The organism is Gaetbulibacter aquiaggeris (assembly GCF_044003965.1).
In the GTDB taxonomy this organism is placed as follows: domain Bacteria; phylum Bacteroidota; class Bacteroidia; order Flavobacteriales; family Flavobacteriaceae; genus Yeosuana; species Yeosuana aquiaggeris.
The window spans coordinates 15,097-39,657 of sequence record NZ_JBAWKC010000004.1; the positions used below are offsets into that span (position 1 = coordinate 15,097).

General features: G+C 33.0%; 25 protein-coding genes. 8 read left to right on the top strand and 17 right to left on the bottom strand.

Annotation, left to right across the window (positions count from 1 at the left end; all coding sequences use genetic code 11):
* Window positions 1–33 precede the first annotated feature (33 nt).
* Complete coding sequence (locus tag V8G56_RS11810) at window positions 34–273, top strand: FtsL-like putative cell division protein (RefSeq protein ID WP_395438663.1); 240 nt, start codon at window positions 34–36, stop codon at window positions 271–273.
* A 37-nt stretch (window positions 274–310) separates the two neighbouring features.
* On the opposite strand, the gene ettA is transcribed toward V8G56_RS11810, so the two are convergent.
* The 5 genes from ettA to V8G56_RS11835 form a co-directional block, all read right to left on the bottom strand.
* Entirely contained in the window at window positions 311–2,002 is a 1,692-nt protein-coding gene (gene ettA / locus V8G56_RS11815; RefSeq protein WP_395438664.1) for an energy-dependent translational throttle protein EttA, read from the bottom strand.
* Window positions 2,002–2,178 (bottom strand): CAL67264 family membrane protein, encoded by a 177-nt coding sequence (locus V8G56_RS11820; RefSeq protein ID WP_395438968.1) that lies wholly within the window; start codon window positions 2,176–2,178, stop codon window positions 2,002–2,004. The genes ettA and V8G56_RS11820 overlap by 1 nt, the downstream gene beginning before the upstream one ends.
* A 202-nt stretch (window positions 2,179–2,380) precedes the next feature.
* Window positions 2,381–3,103 carry a pirin family protein gene (locus V8G56_RS11825; RefSeq protein WP_395438665.1) on the bottom strand — a complete coding sequence of 241 codons (723 nt, stop codon included), beginning with the start codon at window positions 3,101–3,103 and terminating at the stop codon, window positions 2,381–2,383.
* Between the two features lie 23 nt (window positions 3,104–3,126).
* Complete coding sequence (locus V8G56_RS11830; RefSeq protein ID WP_395438666.1) at window positions 3,127–3,564, bottom strand: MarR family winged helix-turn-helix transcriptional regulator; 438 nt, start codon at window positions 3,562–3,564, stop codon at window positions 3,127–3,129.
* Window positions 3,565–3,566: 2 nt separating this feature from the next.
* Window positions 3,567–4,097 (bottom strand): NADPH-dependent FMN reductase, encoded by a 531-nt coding sequence (locus tag V8G56_RS11835; protein ID WP_395438667.1) that lies wholly within the window; start codon window positions 4,095–4,097, stop codon window positions 3,567–3,569.
* A gap of 145 nt (window positions 4,098–4,242) precedes the next feature.
* Here V8G56_RS11835 and V8G56_RS11840 point away from each other — a divergent pair, with 145 nt between their 5' ends.
* The gene (locus tag V8G56_RS11840; protein WP_395438668.1) at window positions 4,243–5,871 is read left to right on the top strand and encodes an acyl-CoA carboxylase subunit beta; all 1,629 of its coding nucleotides are present in this window, start codon (window positions 4,243–4,245) and stop codon (window positions 5,869–5,871) included.
* On the opposite strand, the gene V8G56_RS11845 is transcribed toward V8G56_RS11840, so the two are convergent.
* From V8G56_RS11845 to V8G56_RS11855, 3 genes are read right to left on the bottom strand one after another with little or no spacing between them, the layout of a single operon-like run.
* Entirely contained in the window at window positions 5,868–6,953 is a 1,086-nt protein-coding gene (locus V8G56_RS11845; RefSeq protein ID WP_395438669.1) for an AMP-binding protein, read from the bottom strand. The genes V8G56_RS11840 and V8G56_RS11845 overlap by 4 nt on opposite strands.
* Window positions 6,954–6,977: 24 nt before the next feature.
* Window positions 6,978–7,922 (bottom strand): CPBP family intramembrane glutamic endopeptidase, encoded by a 945-nt coding sequence (locus V8G56_RS11850; RefSeq protein WP_395438670.1) that lies wholly within the window; start codon window positions 7,920–7,922, stop codon window positions 6,978–6,980.
* Between the two features lie 3 nt (window positions 7,923–7,925).
* On the bottom strand, window positions 7,926–8,963 hold the full coding sequence (locus V8G56_RS11855) for an o-succinylbenzoate synthase (RefSeq protein ID WP_395438671.1): 1,038 nt from the start codon (window positions 8,961–8,963) through the stop codon (window positions 7,926–7,928).
* A 54-nt stretch (window positions 8,964–9,017) separates the two neighbouring features.
* Here V8G56_RS11855 and V8G56_RS11860 point away from each other — a divergent pair, with 54 nt between their 5' ends.
* Both V8G56_RS11860 and V8G56_RS11865 read left to right on the top strand, forming a co-directional pair.
* On the top strand, window positions 9,018–9,923 hold the full coding sequence (locus V8G56_RS11860; protein ID WP_395438672.1) for a sterol desaturase family protein: 906 nt from the start codon (window positions 9,018–9,020) through the stop codon (window positions 9,921–9,923).
* Window positions 9,910–10,701 carry an SDR family oxidoreductase gene (locus tag V8G56_RS11865; RefSeq protein ID WP_395438673.1) on the top strand — a complete coding sequence of 264 codons (792 nt, stop codon included), beginning with the start codon at window positions 9,910–9,912 and terminating at the stop codon, window positions 10,699–10,701. The genes V8G56_RS11860 and V8G56_RS11865 overlap by 14 nt, the downstream gene beginning before the upstream one ends.
* Before the next feature lie 8 nt (window positions 10,702–10,709).
* Here the strand turns inward: V8G56_RS11865 and V8G56_RS11870 are convergent, their stop codons facing one another.
* The 6 genes from V8G56_RS11870 to holA form a co-directional block, all read right to left on the bottom strand.
* Window positions 10,710–11,387 carry a metal-dependent hydrolase gene (locus V8G56_RS11870; protein ID WP_395438674.1) on the bottom strand — a complete coding sequence of 226 codons (678 nt, stop codon included), beginning with the start codon at window positions 11,385–11,387 and terminating at the stop codon, window positions 10,710–10,712.
* A gap of 43 nt (window positions 11,388–11,430) precedes the next feature.
* Window positions 11,431–12,333, bottom strand: a complete 903-nt coding sequence (menA, locus tag V8G56_RS11875) for a 1,4-dihydroxy-2-naphthoate octaprenyltransferase (RefSeq protein WP_395438675.1) — start codon at window positions 12,331–12,333, stop codon at window positions 11,431–11,433.
* A gap of 1 nt (window position 12,334) precedes the next feature.
* Window positions 12,335–13,174: a 1,4-dihydroxy-2-naphthoyl-CoA synthase gene (locus V8G56_RS11880; RefSeq protein ID WP_395438676.1), complete on the bottom strand. Its 840-nt coding sequence runs from the start codon at window positions 13,172–13,174 to the stop codon at window positions 12,335–12,337.
* 496 nt (window positions 13,175–13,670) lie between these two features.
* Entirely contained in the window at window positions 13,671–14,336 is a 666-nt protein-coding gene (locus V8G56_RS11885; protein WP_395438677.1) for a uracil-DNA glycosylase, read from the bottom strand.
* A gap of 175 nt (window positions 14,337–14,511) precedes the next feature.
* Window positions 14,512–16,404 (bottom strand): S9 family peptidase, encoded by a 1,893-nt coding sequence (locus V8G56_RS11890; protein WP_395438678.1) that lies wholly within the window; start codon window positions 16,402–16,404, stop codon window positions 14,512–14,514.
* Between the two features lie 11 nt (window positions 16,405–16,415).
* Window positions 16,416–17,420, bottom strand: a complete 1,005-nt coding sequence (gene holA / locus V8G56_RS11895) for a DNA polymerase III subunit delta (RefSeq protein WP_395438679.1) — start codon at window positions 17,418–17,420, stop codon at window positions 16,416–16,418.
* A 105-nt stretch (window positions 17,421–17,525) separates the two neighbouring features.
* On the opposite strand from holA, the gene V8G56_RS11900 reads away from it, so the two are divergent.
* From V8G56_RS11900 to V8G56_RS11910, 3 genes are all read left to right on the top strand, one after another.
* Window positions 17,526–17,972, top strand: coding sequence for a type I restriction enzyme HsdR N-terminal domain-containing protein (locus tag V8G56_RS11900; protein ID WP_395438969.1), 447 nt, complete (start codon window positions 17,526–17,528; stop codon window positions 17,970–17,972).
* Entirely contained in the window at window positions 17,969–18,955 is a 987-nt protein-coding gene (locus V8G56_RS11905; protein WP_395438680.1) for a glycosyltransferase family 2 protein, read from the top strand. Before V8G56_RS11900 ends, V8G56_RS11905 begins: the two co-directional genes overlap by 4 nt.
* A 100-nt stretch (window positions 18,956–19,055) precedes the next feature.
* Entirely contained in the window at window positions 19,056–19,895 is an 840-nt protein-coding gene (locus V8G56_RS11910; RefSeq protein WP_395438681.1) for an OmpA family protein, read from the top strand.
* A gap of 62 nt (window positions 19,896–19,957) precedes the next feature.
* Here the strand turns inward: V8G56_RS11910 and V8G56_RS11915 are convergent, their stop codons facing one another.
* Together V8G56_RS11915 and V8G56_RS11920 are read right to left on the bottom strand one after the other, a co-directional pair.
* The gene (locus V8G56_RS11915) at window positions 19,958–20,578 is read right to left on the bottom strand and encodes an L-threonylcarbamoyladenylate synthase (RefSeq protein WP_395438682.1); all 621 of its coding nucleotides are present in this window, start codon (window positions 20,576–20,578) and stop codon (window positions 19,958–19,960) included.
* Window positions 20,579–20,589: 11 nt separating this feature from the next.
* Entirely contained in the window at window positions 20,590–22,923 is a 2,334-nt protein-coding gene (locus V8G56_RS11920; RefSeq protein WP_395438683.1) for an ATP-dependent helicase, read from the bottom strand.
* Between the two features lie 186 nt (window positions 22,924–23,109).
* On the opposite strand from V8G56_RS11920, the gene V8G56_RS11925 reads away from it, so the two are divergent.
* On the top strand, window positions 23,110–23,631 hold the full coding sequence (locus V8G56_RS11925) for a DUF7935 family protein (RefSeq protein ID WP_395438684.1): 522 nt from the start codon (window positions 23,110–23,112) through the stop codon (window positions 23,629–23,631).
* 26 nt (window positions 23,632–23,657) lie between these two features.
* Here the strand turns inward: V8G56_RS11925 and V8G56_RS11930 are convergent, their stop codons facing one another.
* The gene (locus V8G56_RS11930; RefSeq protein WP_395438685.1) at window positions 23,658–24,560 is read right to left on the bottom strand and encodes a patatin-like phospholipase family protein; all 903 of its coding nucleotides are present in this window, start codon (window positions 24,558–24,560) and stop codon (window positions 23,658–23,660) included.
* Window position 24,561 lies beyond the last annotated feature (1 nt).

The following is a 24,561-nucleotide window of genomic DNA, read 5'->3' on the forward strand; positions in this document are numbered from 1 at the left end:
ATTTGATTCGCTATAATGCAATTTGCTCAAACAATGCTTTTAAAACATACTATTAATTTTTTATCAGGATTTACTGTTATTGAACAGAGTGACATTGTAACTGTTTTAATAGTGGTTGTTATCTTTTTTTCAATTCTTTTAATTTTAGGAATAAGAAAGTCTTATAAACTTAAAAAAGAAAATGAGCGATTGGATAAGATAAGTGAGGAAATAGCGAAACAAAAAGAAGAGTATAAAGACTTTACTGAAGGCCACATGTATGGTAATAATTAATAAAAAAAAAAGCCTGCAGTTTTGCAGGTTTTTTTTTCTATCTTACTAACTTCTTATATTTAAGACGTTTAGGCATCAAATCGCCACCAAGTCGTTTTTTCTTATTTTCTTCATATTCACTAAAACTTCCTTCAAAGAAATACACCTGAGAATCGCCTTCAAAAGCTAAAATATGCGTACAAATTCTATCTAAAAACCATCTGTCATGTGATATTACAACAGCACAACCTGCGAAGTTTTCTAAACCTTCTTCTAAGGCACGCAAGGTATTCACATCAAGGTCGTTCGTTGGTTCATCTAATAACAACACATTTCCTTCTTCTTTTAGTGTCATAGCCAAATGCAGACGGTTTCTTTCACCACCAGATAACAATTTAACTTTCTTATTTTGTTCACCTCCAGAGAAGTTAAAACGACTTAAATAGGCTCTGGAATTTACTTCTCTGCCGCCCATTAAAATTAACTCTTGCTCATCGCTAAAGTTTTGCCAGATCGTTTTTTCTGGGTCAATATTTGAATGACTCTGGTCTACATAGGCGATTTTAGCAGTTTCACCCACCTTAAACTCTCCTTTATCTGGCTTCTCTTCACCCATGATCATTCTGAAAATAGTTGTTTTACCAGCACCATTTGGTCCAATAACGCCAACAATTCCAGCTTGAGGTAATTTGAAATTTAAATTTTCATACAATAGTTTATCACCATAGGCTTTACTTACTCCAATGGCTTCAATCACATTAGTTCCTAATCTGGGACCATTTGGAATATATATTTCAAGTTTTTCGTCAAGTTGTTTTTGATCCTGACTCATCAACTTATCATAATTATTCAAACGTGCTTTTTGTTTGGTTTGACGTCCTTTGGCACCTTGTCGTACCCATTCTAATTCGCGCTCCAAAGTTTTCTGACGTTTTGATGCTACTTTACTTTCTTGTGCCATGCGTTTAGATTTTTGATCTAACCAAGAAGAATAGTTCCCTTTCCATGGAATCCCTTCACCCCTGTCTAGCTCTAAAATCCATCCAGCCACATTATCTAAAAAGTATCTATCATGTGTTACCGCGATGACAGTTCCTTTATATTGAGCTAAATGATGCTCTAACCAATGTACAGATTCTGCATCCAAATGGTTGGTAGGTTCATCCAGCAGTAACACATCTGGTTCCTGTAATAATAATCTACATAAAGCAACACGTCTTCGCTCTCCACCAGATAAGACACTTATCTTTTTATCACCTTCCGGCGTGCGTAACGCATCCATGGCGATTTCAAGTTTGGTATCAAGTTCCCAAGCATTTGAAGCATCAATTTTATCCTGTAGTTCTGCTTGGCGAGCCATAAGCTTATCCATTTTATCTGGATTGCTATATACTTCCTCTAAGCCAAACATATCGTTTATCTTGTTGTATTCATCAAGGATAGCAACCGTTTCCGCAGCCCCTTCTTTAACAATTTCAATCACTGTTTTACTATCATCCAACTTTGGATCTTGCTCTAAATAACCAACCGAATAATCCTGTAAAAACGTAACATCACCCTGATAATTCTTTTCAACACCTGCAATAATTTTAAGTAGTGTAGATTTTCCTGAGCCGTTTAAACCTAAAATTCCAATTTTAGCCCCGTAAAAAAAACTTAAATAAATATTTTTTAAAACGGGCGTGTTTGCTCCTGGAAAGGTCTTGGTTAAACCAGTCATTGAGAAGATAACTTTCTTATCGTCGCTCATTATACTCTTCCTTTTAAAGCATTAAACACCCAGGCAATGGCAAAAAAACCAATACCAACAGATGCAAAGCCCCAGCCTGCAACTTCATTATATCTAAAGGCTCCAAGTCCTATTAAACCTAATCCTACTATCACCATAATTGTTGTGGCCCAAGCCAAAACGGTATTTTTGTTCATTGCCATAATAATATTCTTTTTTCAGTTAAGGCGCATTCTTGTTAAGATACAAGGAAAAGACTCTACACCTCATCATATATTTTATAACAAATTATATGATTACAGTTTCAACCCTTTCCGCAAATTGAAACACAAATATCGTATTTTTTAATAAAAAAGCATCCTATCAAGGATGCTTAATTATAAGATTTAAAAAATACACTTAAAATTTCATGGGTACTTCAATAAATAATAAACTAGTATCTTCTTCTGGATTAATTTTAAAAGCATCTGTTTCCCATATTCCAACAGCATCTCTACTCTCTAAAACAGTCTTATCAATCAGTGTTTTACCGCTAATGTTCATAATATAAACACCATGATTTTTACTTTTTAATTTATAGTCAAATGAATTTGATGCACCTAAATCAATTCTAGAAATGATGGCATCCTGATGAATTTTTAAACTTCCTTCGTGAGTGTCATCAATAGAAGTCACTAAGGTTTGAAGCTTATTTTTTCGCTCATTAGCATCAAATTTTTTCTGATCATATCGAGGTGTCACATTTTGTTTATCTGAAAAAATCCAAATTTGAAATAAACTTAAATGCTCATCAACAGACCCATTAATTTCTGAATGTTGCACGCCAGAGCCAGCAGACATCACTTGCACTTCACCTGGTAAAACAGGAATCCACTCATCACCCATATTATCTTTATGTTTAAGAACACCCTTTAACGGAATTGTTATGATTTCCATATTGTCATGCGGATGCGTTCCAAACCCCATTTTTGGAGCAATGATATCGTCATTAAGTACACGCAACGCCCCAAAATGCACTTTTTCCGGATTGTGAAAACCGGCAAAACTAAATGAATGATTTGCTTGTAACCATCCGTGATTTGCAAATCCTCTGCTATCAGCCTTATGATGTATTATTTTCATTTTATTTCCTTCTTTAATATTTATTATCTCATTTTATCAAGTAATTGACTCAATTGTTCTGCTTCTGATTCATTCAAGTTTTTTAATAGTTCTTTATTAAAATTGTCTGGTATCGATTTCAAAAGACTCTTTCCTTTTTCAGTAATGGCAATTTTAACCACGCGTCTGTCATGTTCACACGGCAAACGTTCTATAAATTGTTTGGCACACAACTTATCCATTAATCTGGTAGTGTTTGGAGCGCGCTCTATCATTCGATCTTTAATTACCTGAACATTTAGGGGTTCATCTGCTCCGTTTAATATTCTTAAAATATTATATTGTTGAGGAGAAATACCAAAAGATTTAAAAAAATCATTTTGATGATTTGAGATCCAACTAGCCGTGTATAATATGTTTAACAGCGCTTTAATTCTATTATTCGCGAATGTTGAATTAATATCTTTTGATAAATCTCCCATATTTACAGACTTAGCTCAAATTGCTTCACAGCATTTTTTAATTGCAAATTCAATTCGTCGTCAACAATTTTACCATTAGAAAAATTATTTCCAAAAAACGGTAATGAATAGATTTCAACAATATTTGCATTGTGACGCGGAAATCTATCTTTCGCAATATTTAAGACTGATTCACCACCTCTTCCTCCTGGAGAAGTCGCCAATAATAACATAGGCTTATCAAAAAAAGTCTTTCCCTCAATCCTTGACATCCAATCAAAAAGATTTTTGAAGGCTGTTGAATAGGCACCATTATGCTCGGCTAATGACAACATCAGCCCATCTGAAGATTTTATAAGATCTAAAAAAATATGCGCATTTTGTGGAATACCATGTTCCTTTTCAAAATCAACGCCATAAAGTGGTAATTCAAAATCATTTAAATCTAATATTGTAACATCAACCTCATTTAATAAACTTGCCGAATACGTCACTAATTGTTTATTAATTGATGTTTTACTATTGGTTCCTGCGAAAGCAATGATCTTTTTCATATGATGTTTAAAATTTAATCAAATGTACAATAAACTATTTTATTTTCCAAGGAAACTATTTCCATGTAATATTATTTAATATTTAATTAACATAGTTTGAATGATTTTTTGAATCTTTTGTACATTAGCAACAAACTAAATGCAAATGGATATCAACTTCAATAAAAACGAAGATCATAATAAACTCTTACTCTCTGAACTTAACAAAAGACTTGCTAAAGTTCACCTTGGAGGAGGTAAGTCAAGTATTGAAAAACATCATTCAAAAGGTAAGATGACCGCGCATGAACGGATTAATTATTTACTTGATTCGGGAGCCAAATCTATTGAATTAGCTTCGTTTGCCGGTGAAGGCATGTACCAGGAACATGGGGGTTGCCCTTCAGCTGGAGTAGTTGTAAAAATTGGATACATCAAAGGAAAACAATGCATTGTAGTTGCCAATGATGCTACCGTAAAGGCTGGAGCCTGGTTTCCAATTACAGCCAAGAAAAACTTAAGAGCTCAAGAAATAGCTATAGAAAATAAACTTCCTATTATATATTTAGTTGACAGTGCAGGTGTTTATTTACCATTACAGGATGATATATTCCCAGATAAAGAACATTTTGGACGTATTTTTAGAAATAATGCCATCATGAGCAGTATGGGAATTACCCAGATAAGTGCTGTTATGGGTAGCTGTGTGGCCGGTGGTGCTTATTTACCCATAATGAGTGATGAAGCCTTGATAGTTGATAAAACGGGAAGCATCTTTTTAGCTGGGAGTTATCTGGTAAAAGCTGCTATAGGTGAGAGTGTTGATAATGAAACCTTAGGAGGTGCTACCACACACTGCGAAATTTCGGGTGTGACGGATTATAAAGCCAAAGATGACAAAGATGCTTTAGATACTATAAAAAATATTATAAGTAAAATTGGTGATTATGACAAGGCGGGTTTTAACCGAATTGATCCGGCCAAGCCTAAAGAAAATCCTGAAGATATTTATGGTATCATTCCCAAATCAAGGGCTGATCAATATGATATGTATGATGTTATTAAACGTTTGGTTGATAATTCTGAATTTGATGAATATAAAGCTGGTTACGGAAAAACAATCATTACCTGCTATGCCAGAATTGAAGGCTGGGCTGTTGGTATTGTGGCTAACCAAAGGAAACTAGTTAAAACAAAACAAGGTGAAATGCAGTTTGGAGGGGTTATTTATAATGACAGTGCTGATAAGGCTACCCGATTTATTGCCAATTGTAATCAAAAAAAAATCCCACTGGTCTTTTTACAAGATGTTACCGGTTTTATGGTAGGCAGTAAAAGTGAGCATGGTGGTATTATAAAAGATGGTGCTAAAATGGTTAATGCAGTGAGTAATAGTGTGGTTCCTAAATTCACTGTTATTATTGGGAACAGTTACGGTGCCGGTAATTATGCCATGTGTGGTAAAGCTTATGATCCACGCCTCATTGTGGCCTGGCCAAGTGCCGAATTAGCAGTAATGAGTGGTAATAGTGCCGCTAAAGTACTATTGCAAATTGAAACCGCTTCCTTAAAGAAAAAGGGAGAAACGATTACCAAAGAAAAAGAAGAAGCCCTTTTTAATAAGATTAAAGACAGATACGATGCACAAGTATCCCCTTATTACGCAGCCGCACGTATTTGGACAGATGCTATTATTGATCCTTTAGATACGCGCAAATGGCTTAGTATAGGTATTGAAGCGGCTAACCACGCTCCTATTGAAAAGAAATTTAATTTAGGCGTGATACAAGTTTAAATAACGCCTATCTTTTTTAAAATCTTATTACGTTGAATTTTTTCTGATATCACATCAAACTTTTTAACGGCATAAATATGCTTTGGCCTTTCATATTTGTCCAAGATATTAAAAATGGAAGTATCTATATCTGCAAATTCTTTTTCTACAATTATAATAACTCTCTCACCTAATTTTTTATCTTTTTCTGAAGCTATAAAAAACTTACAATCTATTTTACCATACAGCTTTTCTTCAACACTTTCAGGAAATATTTTAACACCTCCAGAATTAATAACATTATCAAATCTACCTAACCATTCAAATTCGGTGTCAGAATATAATTTAACAATATCATTAGTTACAATGGGATGCTTTGAAAGATGTGGTGATTTTATGACTAAACAACCTCTTTCATCCTGAGAAACAAAAATATCTGGCAGGGTTTTAAAAACAGATTTATCTTGTGAAAAATCATTTCCTTCTTTATTGAAATTATTAAGTGCTTTTAAGGCAATATGAGTGGCGGTTTCCGTCATTCCAAAGGACTCGAAAATATTTACTGGAAAATCCTTGATGGCATCAATAAGTTCATTGGATGCTTTAACACTTCCTACTATAATATTTTTAAAATTACCTATTTTATCAATAGAATTTTGCAATTGAATAGGTAACATAGCACAAAAATCATAGGCTCTTTTTGAGTTAAAAACGGGATGAGCTGAAGGTTCAATCAGGTCAATTTCTAGACCTAATATCATGGCGCGCACTAACATCATTTTTCCTGCAATAAAGTTGGCAGGAAGACAATGCAATGCTTTGTCTCCCGGAGCAAGATTAAAAAAATTACCAGTAAAAATAGAGGAATTTACCATGGCTTGTTTATCAAGCTTAATTAGTTTTGGTTTACCCGTTGTTCCTGTTGATTTTACTTTTATAAAGCTTTTAGAATCCAGCCAATCTATCAAAAAATCACCAACAGCTTGTTCGTAAGGCAGGCCTTCTTTAATAAAACTATAGGCTACTTCTTTTATATCATCTTGATTATAATTTACGCCGTTCAGCTTAAATTTTAAATGTACTTTATTATAACTAGGTATCACGTAATTGTGGGTTTAGGTCTTTAACTATAAAATCTCGTTCGGTGGCGTCACCACTTTTCCAAATAGCTTCTCTTTCCAGTTAGTCCATTTGTATTTTTTTGCTAAAATTAATAGAATTATTGGAAATACTATAAATACAGGCATAAATATATCTACAAACCCGGCTTCCGTTGGATCTGACAAATCTTTTAAAACGGAATGGGTTTGAAAAGCAGTCCAGTCAGCCGTCACTAACAGTGCTGTAAAAAGATTATTGGCTGCATGAAACCCCAAGGAGAGTTCCAATCCTTCATCCATTAAGGTCATAATACCTAAAAATAATCCGGTTCCTATATAATAAACCATAATCATATTTCCCAACTTATCAACTTCAGGATTAGCAATATGCAACATGCCGAATGTAAATGAGGTCAATAATAGCGGTGCCCATTTGTTCTTTAAAATCACACCAATCCCCTGCATCAAATAACCTCTAAACAAATACTCTTCAAAACTGGTTTGAAGTGGCACAAATAAAATGGCAATGATACAAAGTATTATAAATGGTACGAGCTGAAAATTAATAACATAATCCGCCGGCGAGGTCACATAATCTATAATCACAAAACTGCTTGAAACAATTCCCCACAGAATAAAAATAAACCAAAAGCGTTTCCAATCAATTTTTTCTCTTGAGGTAGTTAATTGAATTAAAGGCTGCCTGTGTAAATACTTAGCAACCATGAATACACCTACCAAACCAATGGCAAAAGACAACAGCATTAAAAACAGATTTAAATTAGGCTCTAATAAAGACATCATATTCTGTTCATCCAACTGAAATATATTATCCCCATTTTTAAAAGCTTTAATCATAACCGCAGCAGTAAATGGAATTTGCCCAATGATGACTGCAATGACAATAATTATTAATCCTGCTAAATAACGCCACCATTCGTGTAATGACTTAAATGCTTGTGATATATACATAAATTATAAATTAAAATTCCAACTAGTGTTAGTATTGTAATAAAGTGCGCCCTCTTTGACCTCTAAGGGTGACTCAAAATTATTGGTAAACAAACTTCCTGTACCTAATCCTTGTGGTTGTAGATTGCGCTTTGTGTAAGTATATTGCGCTATAGCATTAAGCCCTACATTACTTTCTAAAGCACTGGTTATCCACCAGCCAATATTATGGTGTTCTGAAATCTCTATCCAACCATCACTACCTTGAAAACCACCAATTAAAGTGGGTTTTAAAATAATATATTGTGGTTTAATACTATTAAGAAGCGATTCTTTTTTTTCTTTTGAAAAAACGCCAATCAATTCTTCATCTAAAGCAATGGGTAAAGGCGTTTGGTCACATAGTTTTGCCATCTCTTCAATTTGTCCTGGTTTAATAGGTTGCTCTATAGAATGCAAGTCTAAATCAGATAAAATATTAAGTTTTTCTAAAGCATCTGAAGGAGAAAAAGCCCCATTCGCATCGACTCTTAATTCCATATCTTTTGAGGAAAATTCTTTTCTAATAGATCTTAAAAGATTTATTTCCGTTTGAAAATTGATGGCACCAATTTTCATTTTGATACATTTAAAACCAGCTTCAATTTTATATTTAATTTGTTGACGCATATAGGATTCAGACCCCATCCAGATAAGTCCGTTTATTTCAATAGAATCAGTTCCTTGAGTAAAATCCGAAGGAAATAGTATAAAAGGTTTTTTTGCCTCCAAAGATTTAAATGCCATTTCTAATCCAAATTGAATGCTCGGAAACGCTACCAATTCTTGAAATAAGACCTCTAATCCTAAATTCACATTTTCACAAACCCATTGTAATTTGTCTTCATAATTAGGTTTGTCATCAATTGATAAGCCCTTAAACATGCCGCATTCACCAACACCTTGCTTACCATGCTCATTAAGAATGATAAACCATGTTTCTTTGGTTTTTAATACCCCTCGTGAGGTTCCACTCGGCTGTTCAAAAATTAAGATATGTTTTTGATAAGATGCTGTTTTCACTCGCCAAAAATACTTAATTTATTTTGTATTTTAGAGCGCATAAACTAAATACCAATGCCCAATTTCCCTAACATTATTCTTTTTGCTATTCCGTTTTTCATTTTGGCTATGTTAGTTGAATTGTTTGTAACCGCAAAACAGCATATTAAATCTTACGAAATGAAAGATTCATTTTCATCGCTAACCATGGGATTGGGTAATGTGCTTTTGGGTTTTGTTAGTAAGGCCCTGGTTTTATGGGCCTTCTTATATGTTTATGACCATTTCAGATTGGCTACAATTCCTATTATTTGGTGGAGTTTTGTTCTTATTTTTTTTGCTGATGACATCTCTTACTACTGGTTCCATCGTGTTTCGCACACATGTCGCCTTTTTTGGGCCTCTCATGTGGTACATCATTCATCTAAACACTATAATTTAAGCACGGCTTTACGCCAGACCTGGTCAGGTAGTTTTTATTCATTTATATTCTGGATCTGGATGCCTCTTTTGGGATTTCATCCGGCCATGATCATGTTACAAATGTCTATTAGTTTATTATATCAATTCTGGATTCATACGGAGACTATTGATAAAATGCCAAAATGGTTTGAAGCTATTATGAATACCCCTTCTCATCATCGGGTACATCATGGCAGCAACCCATTATATTTAGATAGAAACCATGCCGGAATTTTAATCATTTGGGATAAAATCTTTGGCACTTTTCAGTTGGAACTTAAAGACGAAAAAGTAGTTTACGGATTGGTTAAAAATATTAATACCTTCAATCCCATAAAAATTGCCTTTATTGAATGGATATATCTGTTTAAAGATGTTCTTACGGGTAAAAAATCTATAAAAAACAGGATTCTTTATTTGATTAAACCTCCAGGCTGGTCTCATGATGGCACTGGAAAAATAAGTAATGATTTACGAAACGAATGGCTCATTAAAAAAAAGACTTATGACACTAAATAACAAAGTGATTTGGATAACAGGTGCCTCCAGTGGGATTGGCAAAAGTTTAGCGATTGAACTTTCAAACTATCCGTGTCAATTAATATTATCTGCAAGGCGAAAAGAGGTTTTAGAGGAAGTAAAAAAACAATATAAACATCCGGAAAACGTTGCGGTACTGCCTTTTGATTTAGCCGATTATAAAGCGATGCCTCAAATTGCCAATGAAGCTGTTAAATGCTTTGGTGTTGTGGATATGCTCATTAACAATGGTGGTATTAGCCAACGGTCACCAATCATAGAAACGGCCATTGAAGTAGATAAAAAACTGATAGACATTGATTATTTGGGCACGGTAGCTTTAACCAAAGCCATTTTACCTCATTTTGTTTCAAATCAATCAGGATGTTTTGTGGTGGTGTCGAGCCTTATGGGGAAATTCAGTTCTCCTTTAAGATCTGCTTATTGTGCTGCCAAACATGCCTTACATGGTTTTTTTGACGCGTTACGATTAGAGCATCATAAAGATAATATAAAGGTGACTTTAATATGTCCTGGTTTTGTCAATACCAATGTGGCCAGAAATGCTTTAACTGCAGATGGCAGTCAGCAAATAATTCAGGATAAAATGACTGAAAATGGATTAAATCCGGACATTTTTGTTAAAAAAATGATCAAAGCCATAAAAAAAGAAAAATTTGAAGCTTATATTGGAAAATTTGAAGCTTTTGGAGTTTATGTACAACGCTTATCTCCCAGACTCATTCATTGGTTGGTTCTGAGAAGTAAGGTGAAATAACAAACTGCTTATAATTCAATAAAATCACCAATATTTAAAAGCATTAAATCTTTTCCTTTTTCAAAAAACTTCTTTTTAGCTAAATCGTGGTCAATTTCAATATAACCAAAAGTGTCAAAATGATAGCCCAACACTTTATCACATTTAACAAAATCACTGGCTATAATGGCATCGTCTACTCCCATAGTAAAATTGTCACCAATAGGAAGGATAGCTAAATCAAGTTTAATAAACATGGGAATAAGCTGCATATCCATTGTAAGAGCCGTATCACCGGCGATATAAATATTTTTATGTTCTCCTTCAATAACGAAGCCGCCAGGTTGCCCGCCATAACTTCCGTCTGGAAACGATGAGGTATGAATGGCATTGACATATTTTACATTTCCAAATTCAAAATCCCACTGACCACCATGATTCATTGGATGGCCTTCAATGCCAAGTTTTTCAAAATGTGATACGATTTCAAAGTTTGAAACAATGACGGCATTGGTTCTTTTGGCAATAGCTTCCACGTCTAAAATATGGTCTTGATGCGCATGGGTTAACAAGATGTAATCTGCTTTTAAGTCTTCAATGTTTATGTGGGAAGCCTTAGGATTTGCTGAAATAAATGGATCTACTAAAATATTAATGTCCCCTACTTGAATGCCTAATGAAGCATGACCTAAAAATGTGATTTTCATGATTTCAAAATTATTTATTTTAAAAAAGAAAAGTACAAAAAATCTATAACAATTGCCCTACTCCCATAAGTATGGCTAAGAAAAAAGTAGAAAGCGCCACTTTTTTTAATTCAGAATCAAGTAATTTTAACTCCTTGTTCCTTTTTACTTTAATTAAGTGAAGTATTAAAGGCACATACATAACCATAAATATGAGGTTATAAACAGAAGTATAATAAAAAATCCCAAACAATAAAGAACTGATAATGGCTGAAATAATTAAGCTGTAATGATAAAGCTTCATATTCTTTTCACCCAACTTTATAGCGATGGTTATTTTTTTTGATTTCTTATCAGATTCTATATCTCTCATATTATTTAAATTGAGAACCGCTGTACTTAACAAACCAATAGTAATAGCCGGTAAAATAACCACATGATCTAATTGTTTTGAAAATAAAACATAACAACCAATCACACTAACCAATCCGAAAAATATAAAAACAAAAAGATCTCCAAACCCTCTGTAACCATAGGCATTGGCTCCGATTGTATATTTCATTGCAGCAATAATACTGACGGTCCCTAACACAAAAAACAAAAGAGCTAAGAAAAAATTACGCGCTCTAAAAGAAGAAAAAACCAACATGGTAGCTAAAATAATAGAAATTAAAACACAGATTTTGATGCCTTTAAACATGTTTTCTGGAGAAATCTTACCGCTTTGAATGGCTCTTTCTGGTCCAATTCTGTCATTACTATCCGTTCCTTTTATGCCATCGCCATAATCATTGGCTAAATTAGAAAGTATTTGAAAACTCAGGGTGGTAAGTATTGCTAGAACACAAATCTTCCAGTTAAAAAATCCATTGTATTCAGCTAAACAAGAGGCCAGAATGATTCCAGAAACAGACAAAGGCAAAGTCCTCAATCTCATAGCAGAAATCCAAATAGAAATGTTTTTCATATTAAGGAATCCATTTTTTTTCAAAATTAGGCTTTCGCTTTTCAAGAAAAGCGTTTCTGCCTTCTTTTGCCTCCTCAGTCATATAAGCTAAACGAGTGGCTTCTCCTGCAAATACCTGCTGACCAACCATGCCGTCATCCGTCAAATTCATGGCGAATTTCAACATTTTTATAGATGTTGGGGATTTTGCTAATATTTCCTGGGCCCATTGATAAGCAGTTGACTCTAATTCTTCATGAGGAACTACCGCATTGACCATTCCCATCTCAAAAGCTTCTTGTGCAGAATAATTTCTTCCTAAAAAAAAGATCTCTCTTGCTCTTTTTTGACCTACCATTTTTGCTAAATAAGCGGAACCATATCCACCATCAAAACTGGTAACATCTGCATCTGTTTGCTTAAAAATAGCATGCTCTTTACTCGCTAATGTTAAATCACATACCACATGCAGACTATGACCGCCGCCAACAGCCCATCCTGGTACTACGGCTATCACTGCTTTAGGCATGAAACGAATGAGTCTTTGTACTTCCAGAATATTTAAACGATGGTATCCATCCTCGCCAACATAACCTTGATGCCCTCTTGCTTTTTGATCGCCACCACTGCAAAAAGAATACACCCCATCTTTTGTTGAAGGACCTTCAGCTGATAATAAAACGACTCCTATATTAACATCTTCTCCAGCATCATAAAAAGCATCATATAATTCACTGGTCGTTTTTGGTCTGAATGCATTTCTTACATTTGGCCTATTAAATGCTATACGAGCAACACCATTACATTTTTTGTAGGTAATATCTTCGTATTCTTTAACAGTAATCCAGTTTACTCCGTCCATTTTCATTATTTTGTTCAAAAATATATTTTATTTTAATAAGACTCTTTCTTTAACCTTAAAAATTACGGTTAAACAATTCTAAACTTTTGACTTTATTAAAAATTAATAATTTAATTAAATTTTAAATCATCTAGTTTCCCAAATTAATAAATAAAAAGTAAAAATCAGGAATCAGAAATAAGCATTGGAATATATTTTTTTCTCCATTTGAATGGACTACATTTATAAAATCTAAATGTAAAGACCAAAAAATTATAAAATACTTATTTTTTGAATGTAAATTTGATATTTCTATTATTTTATAAACTGTAAGTGTATATTACAGGTTTTTATCTTATATTTATTTAAGAAATTAGCTACTAATTTATGATATTTACAATCATTCTTTCATTATTAATTTTAGTTGCAATAAACTTTTTATTACTAGCCTTTAGCTGTAATAAAACAAAAAAGGTTAAAAAAACCATTAACCAACGTGTTATTCACTCAACCAAAGTTACCAATTTACCGGCTTCTCAAAAACTTGCTCCAACAGGAAGTTAGTTTTACTAAAATGTTTATTACCAAACCACAAACCTCTATTCGCGCTTAACGGAGATGGGTGACCACTTTGTAATACGTAATGTTTTTTCGCATCAATTAGTTTTATTTTTTGTTTGGCATAACTACCCCATAGCATAAAAACAACATTCTTTTTATTATCACTGATTGTTTTTATAACAGTATCTGTAAATGTTTCCCATCCTTTACCTTGATGACTTCCTGCCAAATGCGCTCTTACGGTCAAAGTTGCATTCAATAATAAAACTCCTTGATTGGCCCAACGTGATAAATTTCCACTTTTAGGATAAGGAACACCTACATCCTGTTCAATTTCTTTAAAAATGTTCTTAAGGGATGGTGGATGTTTAATATCATCATTCACTGAAAAACATAAACCATGTGCTTGTCCTAGATCATGATAAGGGTCTTGTCCAATAATTACGACTTTAACATCATGAAAATGACAATGTTCAAAAGCATTAAATATTTGATTGTCTGGAGGAAAACATTCATGTTTTGAATATTCTTCTATCACAAAATTTGCTAAACTATCAAAATAGGGTTTATCAAATTCTGATTGCAAATAAAATTTCCAGCTTTCGTGTATATTGACATTCATAATATCTAAAACATTATCAAAAATTAATCCTACAAGTTAATATGGCCTCTTTATAGATTAGATAATTTGGTCATTACCAATTTCAAATTTTAAATGATCATAGCAATTTGTCGATTCTATTTACCATGATTAAGCAAACCCTTCAATTTTGCTTTTAGATTGAATTATGTGTGTTTTAATTCAAAGTTTCACTTAACCATTTAAAAAACTCATTTTGCCAAACAATCCCGTTTTGAGGACTCAAGACCCAATGATTTTCATCTGGTAAATACATAAGTTTACTTTTTATTCCTCTCAATTGAGCCGCTTGAAATGCCTCTAATCCTTGTCCTATTGGAACCCGATAATCTTTTCCTCCCTGAATCACAAGAATAGGTGTATTCCATTTATCGACATTTTCAATAGGATTAAATGAGGTGTAACTTTTTAAGTTTGCAGGGTCCCAATACGGACCGCCAAGATCTTTGTTGACAAAAAATAATTCTTCAGTTGTTCCATACATACTTCTAGTATTAAAAATACCATCATGAGCAATAAATGATTTAAATCTCTCATTGTGAACACCCGCTAAATAATAAACAGAATAGCCACCATAACTAGCACCTATACACCCCATTCTATTTTTATCGACATAAGATTCTTTAGACACATCATCTATAGCTGCAAGATAATCTTCTATATTTTGTCCACCATAATCACCGCTAATTTGCTCATTCCATTCAACACCATGCCCTGGCATACCGCGCCTGTTTGGTGCCACAATGATATAACCATTGGCAGCCATTAATTGAAAATTCCATCGAAATGAATAAAATTGAGTAAGAGCCGATTGGGGACCGCCTTGGCAATAAAGCAATGTTGGATATTTTTTGTTTGGATCAAAATCTGGAGGATAAATAACCCATGATAGCATATCCTTTCCATCAGTTGTTGGAATCAATCGCTTTTCTACATTGCCAAATTTTATATTTTTATAAGCCTCATCGTTTACATGACTTAACTGGGTCATGGTCCCGTTTGATAAATTTACCAGATAAATTTCTGATGCATGGTTCATATCGGTCCTTGTCACAGCCATTTTAGAATCAGACTGTCCTATAAGTCCTGTAATATCAAATGTTCCATTGGTGATTTGCTTAACTATTGGTGTAATGCTTTTTAGCGCAGTAACTTCAAAAAGTTGAATAGTTCCCTCTACAGGTGCATTGAAAAATATTTTTTTACCATCATTACTCCATAAATAACTATTTACAGTTCCATCCCAATCTTTAGTCAAATTTCTTTTTAAACCATCATTTAATACAATAATATCATTTTTATCAGCCTCATATCCGGGTTCATCCATTTGTAACCAAGCCAAAACACCTTCTTTTGAAAAAGAAGGATTCGTATCATAACCCTGATTATCTTTTGTTAAATTAATAGTAGTATTTGACTTTAAATCATAACTATAAATATCGGTATTCGTGCTTTTAGCATAATTTGTTCCATATTCTTTTTTAGCTACATATAGAATTTTTGATCCATCCAAATTCCAGATATAATCCTCTGCGCCACCAAAAGGCTTGAGCGGGCAGTCAAATGCTTCGCCTTCCATAATATCTAAAGGATCTGCATCCTCTGAATCTATTTTTTTTAAGAATACATGACTGAATTTACCGTCTTCCCAAGTATCCCAATGTCTATAATTAAGATTATCATAAATCTGAACATTTGATTTTTCCAATTCAGGATAATTATCAACACCACTAACAGATTTTAACTTCACCTCTACATCATAAATTTTAAATTGACCATTTGGAGATATTTTTGAATCCTTAAAAATTGTTTGATACTCATTTATAGCACTTGTTGCTCCATTTGCCATAGAAACTTTATAATAACTAGTCGTTTTAGAATTGGTCTCAAGGTTGTAAACCGTTGAAGCATAAATCACATCCTTGCCATCATTGGAAAGTCCAACCGGGCTAATACGATTTAGTTTCCATAACAATTCCGGGGTCATGACTTGAGCCAATAAAAAATGATTGCTAATTAAAAGCAACATAATAAATCCAATTTTTTTCATGATTTTTATAATTAATTTAAAATTTTATATAACATTTCTTTTAACAAATCGCCCTGGGCAACGGCATTAGAATCAACCCCTTTACTTTTGACATCAAATTCTCTTAAAACTGAAATCACTGTACTTACCTTTTTCATAGGGAAATTGCGCGCAGCTACTATGTAATCATTAACAAAATAGGGGTTTATTTTTAAGGCCGACGCCACGTGTCTTGGCGCTTTATCAGATAATCCATGAAATTGTAAAAGTTGTGTGAAGAAACTAAACAATAATGCGACTGTTACAACCATAGGATTGTCCTTAGGGTTTTCAGCAAAATAATTTATAATTTGGTAAGCCTTCATACTATTTCGTTCACCAACAGCTTTCCGTAATTCAAAATTATTAAAGTCTTTACTTATTCCAATATTCTCTTCAATAAGTTCGGGAGTTATTTGAGTCTCCTTTGGAATTATGATTTGGAGTTTTTCTAATTCATTATTAATTTTACTTAAATCTGTTCCTAAAAACTCAACCAGCATTTGTGCTGCCTTTGGTGTAATAGTATATTTTTTTACCGATAAAATCCTTTTAATCCAATCGGCTACTTGATTTTCATAAAGCTTCTTACTTTCATAAACCAACCCTACCTTATTAACCGCTTTATATAAACTTTTACGCTTATCAATTTTTTTGTACTTATAATTTATTACCAGTACGGTTGATAATTGTGGATTATTAGCGTAAGTTTCTAATTTTTCAATGGATCTTGACAAATCCTGCGCTTCCTTTACAATCACTACTTGTCTTTCAGACATCATAGGATAACGCTTGGCATTTTCAACAATATCTTCAATGGTCACATCGCGTCCATATAAAACCACCTGATTAAAGCCTTTTTCTTCTTCTGTCAAAACATTTTTTTCAATATAGTCAGATATCTTGTCAATATAATAAGGCTCTTCGCCCATTAAAAAATAAATAGGTTTAATGTTTCCGTTATTAATATCAGTAACCAATTGTTTGACTTCGTCCAAAATGTAAAAATTTCAAATTAAAAGAATCAAATTCCAAAAAATCATAGAGATATTTGGTATTTGAATATTGTGGTTTACCTTTGAGTTAATTAAAGATAAAACGTGTTGCAAGAACTAAACTTTCCTAAGTTTTCGTTTCGATTCAAAAATAAGGAAAATAAAATTTCTATATTCGATGTTATCCGCAAAAGATTTGTGATTTTACAACCTGAAGAATGGGTAAGACAACATTGTATTCATTATTTAATTGATTATAAAGGATACCCGAAGTCTTTAATAAATATAGAAAAGGAACTCATAATCAATTCTTTGAGAAAACGTTATGACATTGTTGTTTTTAATTCTGATGGAAGTATCCATTTAATTGTTGAATGTAAAGCACCAACCATCAGTATTAATCAAAATGTATTTGATCAAATCGCCTTGTATAATTTAAGTTTGAATGCCACTTATTTGATGATTTCTAATGGTTTCAATCATTATTATTGTCAAATGGATTTTATAAATGAAAAGTATCATTTCCTTAAAGATATTCCAGAATATACTAAATGAAAATAGCCGTTGTTATATTAAATTGGAATGGTAAAAAGCTTTTAGAACAGTTTTTACCATCTGTGGTTAAATATTCTAAAGAAGCGTCTGTATATGTAGCAGATAATGCCTCAACAGACGATTCTATTTCTTTTATTGAACATCATTATCCAAAGGTTCACATTATAAAAAACAACCAAAATGGCGGTTATGCCAAAGGATATAATGACGCACTCAAAAGTTTAAAAGAACCTGTTTTTTGTTTGCTGAATAACGATGTTGAAGTCACAAATAATTGGTTAGAACCAATCATTCAAACTTTTAATAACGAACCTAATACAGGGATTATTCAGCCCAAAATATTAGATTATAAACGCAAAGATTATTTTGAATACGCTGGAGCTGCAGGTGGTTTTATTGATAAATTTGGGTATCCGTATTGTAGAGGGCGCATTTTTGATTCCATTGAAAAGGATTTAGGACAGTATAATGATGTTACAGAAATTTTCTGGGCCTCTGGTGCCTGTTTATTTATTAGAAATGAGGTTTATAAAACATTAAACGGTTTAGATGAAAGTTTCTTTGCTCATATGGAAGAAATTGATTTGTGCTGGCGTGCGAAAAATGCAGGTTATAAAATTAAATATGTAGGAAAGTCTGAAGTTTTTCATCTTGGCGGTGCCACTCTTAATAGTTTAAACCCGCAAAAAACGTATCTCAATTTCAGAAATAGTTTATATACATTAACTAAAAATGCTAATGGTAATTTGTTTATTTTAATTTTTATAAGACTCATTTTAGATGGCGTTGCAGGATTAAAATTTTTGTTAGAACTCAAATTCAAACATTTCTTAGCTATTATTCATGCTCATTTTAGTTATTACAAACATTTAGGAACTTTACTAAATCAAAGAAAAACCTATATTAACAAAGAAAAATACTATAATAAAAGATCCATTGTTTTATATTATTACGTATATAAAAATAGAGTTTATAAAAGTTAATAAACAGTTTAGCAAAAATTTTGTTAAAATGTTAAAATTGAATGATTTTTATATACTTTTGCTACGTTAAACAACAAAACAAATTAATCCAAAAACAATCATGAAAAAACTTTTAATTTTTACCTTTTCAGCCTTAATGCTTCTTAGTTCATGCGTCTCTAAAAAAGAATATACTGCACTTGAAGCCAAACAAAAAGAAACCCAAGATTTATTAAATACTGCAACAGTAAAATTAAACAGTTGTTTAGCTGATAAATCAGCAGCGGTTGCAAGAACAACGGCCTTAGAAGAACAAATTGCTGATTTACGTAAAAACAACGACAACCTAACTGTGTTGTCTGCTAAAGGTGCTTCAAATATTGAAAAAACACTTGAAAGCATTAAAGAAAAAGAATTAAAAATTACACGTTTACAGGATGCCTTAACTAAAAAGGACAGTATTACTTTAGCGGTAGTTACTAGTTTAAAACGTGAAGTTGGTATTAACGACCCTGACATTGAAATTAATGTTGAAAAAGGTGTTGTATTTATTTCTATTGCTGACAAATTATTATTCCAAAGCGGAAGCTACAATGTAACTACAAGAGCTAAAGAAGTTCTTGCTAAAGTTGCTAAAGTAGTTAATAGTAAACCAGACTTCGAATGTATGGTTGAAGGACATACTGATAATGTGCCTTACCAAAGTGGTGTTTTATTAGACAACTGGGATCTAAGTGTAAAACGTTCTACCTCTATTATTAGAGTATTACAATCTCTTGGTGTAAACCCTGGACAATTAATTGCTGCTGGTCGTGCAGACTATGTGCCTTTAGTTGAAAATAATACTGCTGAAAACAGAGCTAAAAACAGACGTACTCGTATTGTAGTACTTCCAAAAATTGACCAGTTCTATGACATGGTTGAAAAAGAAATGAAAAATCTTTCAGCTGGTACTAAATAAGAATTGAAATATTTATACTAAAAAGCCCAATCATATGATTGGGTTTTTTTTATTTGTCATCATTAAAAAATCTCTAAGCCCCCTTTGCCTTTTCTTACAACAAGAGGCTCTTCTTCAGATAAATCTATAACGGTTGATGGCTCATTGTCACCATAACCGCCATCAATGACCAGATCTACTAAATGATCCCATTTTTCTAATATAAGTTCTGGATCTGTAGTGTATTCCAAAACTTCATCTTCATCTTTAATTGATGTTGAAATAATAGGATTACCTAATTGCTTAACTATTTCTAGTGCAATATTATTGGCTGGTATTCTAATACCTACTGTTTTTTTTTGTTTAAATGGTGCTGGCAAGGACCTGGCGCCCGGAAGAATAAAAGTATAGGGACCTGGCAGAGCTCTTTTTAAAATTTTGAATGTTGATGTATCAATTTGTTTGACATAATCACTTAAATTACTTAAATCATGGCAAACAAATGAGAAGTTTGATTTTTCTAACTTTATCCCTTTAATGCGCGCAACCCGCTCCAGTGCTTTTAAATTGGTAATATCACATCCTAGTCCATAGACCGTATCTGTTGGATAAATAATTAAACCACCCTTCCTGAGAACCTTAACTACTTTTTCAATTTCCTTCGGATTAGGGTTCTCTTCGTATATTCTTAAATATTCAGCCATGTTGGTTAAAATTAACCTATTACTTCCAGCTTTGCAAAACGCAATAAAAGTTTTTTAACACCTCCATTTTCAAAATTTATTTCCGCCTTCGTATCTGCTCCAACCCCTTCAATTTTTGTGACTCTGCCGGTTCCAAATCTTAAATGCTTTACTAGGTTACCCACAACCAATTTATTATCAAACAAATTTGCAGAACCATTAGTTTTTGATAAAGGTTTTAAATTTTTTGGCGTTGTTACTTGAAATTTTTCTGATTCTTTATTAGGCGTTGTCCCTTTTTTAAATATTGGTTGCTTTGTTTCTTTAAATCTGATTTTATTTGGTTCTACATCTCCAAAAATATCGGCATCCAGCATAGGATTAAACCGCCGTTCTTCAATAGGCGTGATGTTTTCAAGATATTGTTCATCTATTTCTTCAATAAAACGACTTGGTTCAGAATCAATCAATTTTCCCCAACGGTATCTTGATAAAGCGTAAGTTAAGTAAGCCTGTTTTTCGGCACGGGTTAAAGCGACATAAAAAAGGCGTCTTTCCTCTTCCAGTTCACTACGAGTATTCATGCTCATGGCACTTGGAAATAAATCTTCTTCCAGACCAACTATAAATACATATGGAAACTCCAGCCCTTTTGCTAAATGTATGGTCATTAATGCCACATGATCCGGATCACCTTTATCAGCATCTATATCCGTTGCCAAAGCAACATCTTCCAAAAATTCAGCTAACGATCCCGTAGTATCTGCTACTTCTTTCTGGCCTTCCACAAAATCTTTCATACCATTTAAGAGCTCTTCAATGTTTTCCATTCGGGTGACACCTTCTGGCGTCCCATCTTTGTTAAACTCTCTAATTAATCCGCTGGTTCTTGTGACATGTTCAGCTAACTCAAAGACATCTGCTGTTTGATTTAAAACCTGGTAACTTTCAATGAGGGTTACAAAATCTTGAAGTTTTGTTTTAGTGCCAGAATTAACTTTTACATCGGTCTTATCTATGTTTTTCATCACCTCAAAAATGGTACGTTTATAACCATTAGCAGATACAATCAATTTATCAATGGTGGTTTGCCCAATACCGCGTGGCGGAAAATTAATTATACGCTTAAGCGCTTCTTCATCAGCCGGATTAATAACTAATCTTAAATACGATAATACATCCTTAATCTCTTTGCGTTGATAAAATGATAAGCCGCCATAAATTCTATAAGGAATATCGCGCTTTCTTAATGCATCTTCAATAGCACGTGATTGCGCATTGGTTCTATATAAAACTGCAAAATCACTATTCTTTAATTGATGCTGCATTTTGTTATCCCAGATGGTACTGGCTACAAAACGACCTTCATCACCGTCTGTCAAAGACCTGTTAACTATAATTTTATTGCCTTCATCATTAGCTGTCCAAACCACCTTTTCAAGCTTGGTCTGGTTCTTATCAATAATGGAATTGGCCGCATTTACTATGTTTTTAGTAGACCGATAGTTTTGCTCCAATCGAAAGACCTTCACCTCGTCATAGTCTTTCTGAAAATTCAATATATTATTAATATTAGCCCCTCTAAACGCATAAATACTCTGGGCATCATCTCCAACAACACATATATTTTGAAACCTATCAGATAAGGCCCTTACAATTAAATACTGCGAATGATTGGTATCTTGATACTCATCAACTAAAATATATTTAAAACGGTTTTGATATTTCATCAAAACATCTGGAAAACGTGTTAAAAGTTCATTTGTTTTTAATAATAAATCATCAAAATCCATGGCACCCGCTTTAAAACAACGCTCAACATATTCTTTATAAATATCTCCCATCTTAGGGCGTCTTGCCATAGCATCCGCTTCCTTAAGTTCTGGATTTTGGAAATAGGCTCTCACGGTAATCAAACTGTTTTTATACGATGAAATCCTGGAGCGTACTTGCTTATATTTATAGATATCTTTATCTAGATTCATTTCCTTAATAATAGAGGCAATCAATCTATCTGAATCTTGTGTATCATATATTGTAAAATTGCTGGGATATCCCAATTTATCTGCTTCACTTCGCAATATTTTAGCAAATACTGAGTGAAAGGTTCCCATCCATAAATTTTTAGCTTCACTGGCTCCTACAATGGTAGCTATACGATCTTTCATTTCACGCGCTGCCTTATTTGTAAAGGTTAAGGCTAAAATATTAAACGGATCAACGCCTAGGCTCATTAAATAAGCAATACGATAAGTGAGTACCCTGGTTTTACCTGAACCTGCTCCAGCAATAATGATCATGGGCCCATCCTTTTGAATGGTGGGCTCTAATTGCGCTTCATTTAGTTGACTTAAATACTTCTCCAAACTACATCAAATTTACATGGTGAAATTAACCATTGTTATGCTTTTTCTTTATCCGATTTATTAATAATTATAAACAATTAAACATAAAATATTTAAAAAATATAACAAACACCATTCCACTTGATACATTTAAAAGATTGTTTATATTTGAAATATACTTTATAATTTAAATTAAAACCCATCTATATGGATACTGAAAGAGTCATCGATCTATTTTTATTTATAATTCCATCATTAATTACCGGACTCATTGCTTATTACTTTTTTAAAGAGCACACAAAAAATGAAGATGGCAGAAGACGCTATTTATTAAAAAAGGACATGCAAGTAAATGCGTTGCCCATAAGGCTTCAAGCCTATGAACGTCTGACTATATTTTTAGAACGCATGACCCCTTCAAAAATGCTCATAAGAATAATTCCAAAATCTTCTAATAAAGAATCTTATGAGTCTTTACTTATACTAACAATTGAACAAGAATTTGAACATAATTTGTCACAGCAAATATATGTGAGTGATAGATGTTGGAGCATTATCACAGCTGCGAAAAATGCAACTATTCAATTAATTAGAAAAGCCAGTTTACTAGAAAAAACAGATACAGCCGATAAACTTCGTGAAGTTATTTTAACAGAAATGATGGAACGACGTCCGCCAAGTGACGCAGCCTTATCTTTTATTAGACAGGAAGTAAGTGACTTGTGGTAGGCAACTCATTTTCAAACTTCTTTTAACTATATTTCTAAAGCACTCAGTTCCTGATTTCTGGTTTTAGCAAAATCATAACCACTGAGCCACCACTTAGTCATTTTGTCCTTTTCAAAAATCAAGGAATTTGTTGTTAATACTATTGGCGCATAATAAAAATTGATAATCGCATTGTTATGCGTAGCCACATATTTGCCGATTTTAATGTTTTGAGATTCAATTCTATCCAACATAAAAGCGAACATGTTAGTTAATAAAGAAAAGGCGTTTTTAGACGGCATTCTATTAAATTGTGTGATTTCTGTTTGCAAAATTATGGCATCCACTTCAGTAGCCCCCCTAGATATAGCCTCTTCAATTGGCACCATATTTCCCAAACCGCCATCAGCATATTCACAGCCATTCTTTTTAACAAGAGACATGAATGGTGTGTAATTGCATGAAATCCAGATCCAATCTACAAATTCCTCATAACTAAATTCTTTTAAGCTTTTATACTCTACCTGATTTACTGAAATATTTGATACCGTCACTACGATATCCATGTCGCTATTTTTTAAAAACTCAAACTCCTCCTCTATTAAGGTGTTTTTGATGAGTTTTTTAAGATTATGACTTTCACCAAAAGTTTTGCTTCCACGTAAAAAATTAATAAGTACATTAATGTGATTGATACCGATGTTTTGAACACCATATTTTTTCTTGATTACAAATGGACAGACGCTAAAAATACTGTTATTATTGACATTCGTATAGACATTTTTAATCTTTTCAATATTATTTAATGCTAAATGAGATACCAATAAACTTCCTGTCGAAGTGCCAATATACAATTGATAATCACGCTTTAATTCTTGAATGAGGTATTGAGCGACACCACCGGCAAAAGCCCCTTTACTGCCACCTCCTGAAATCACTAATGCATTCATA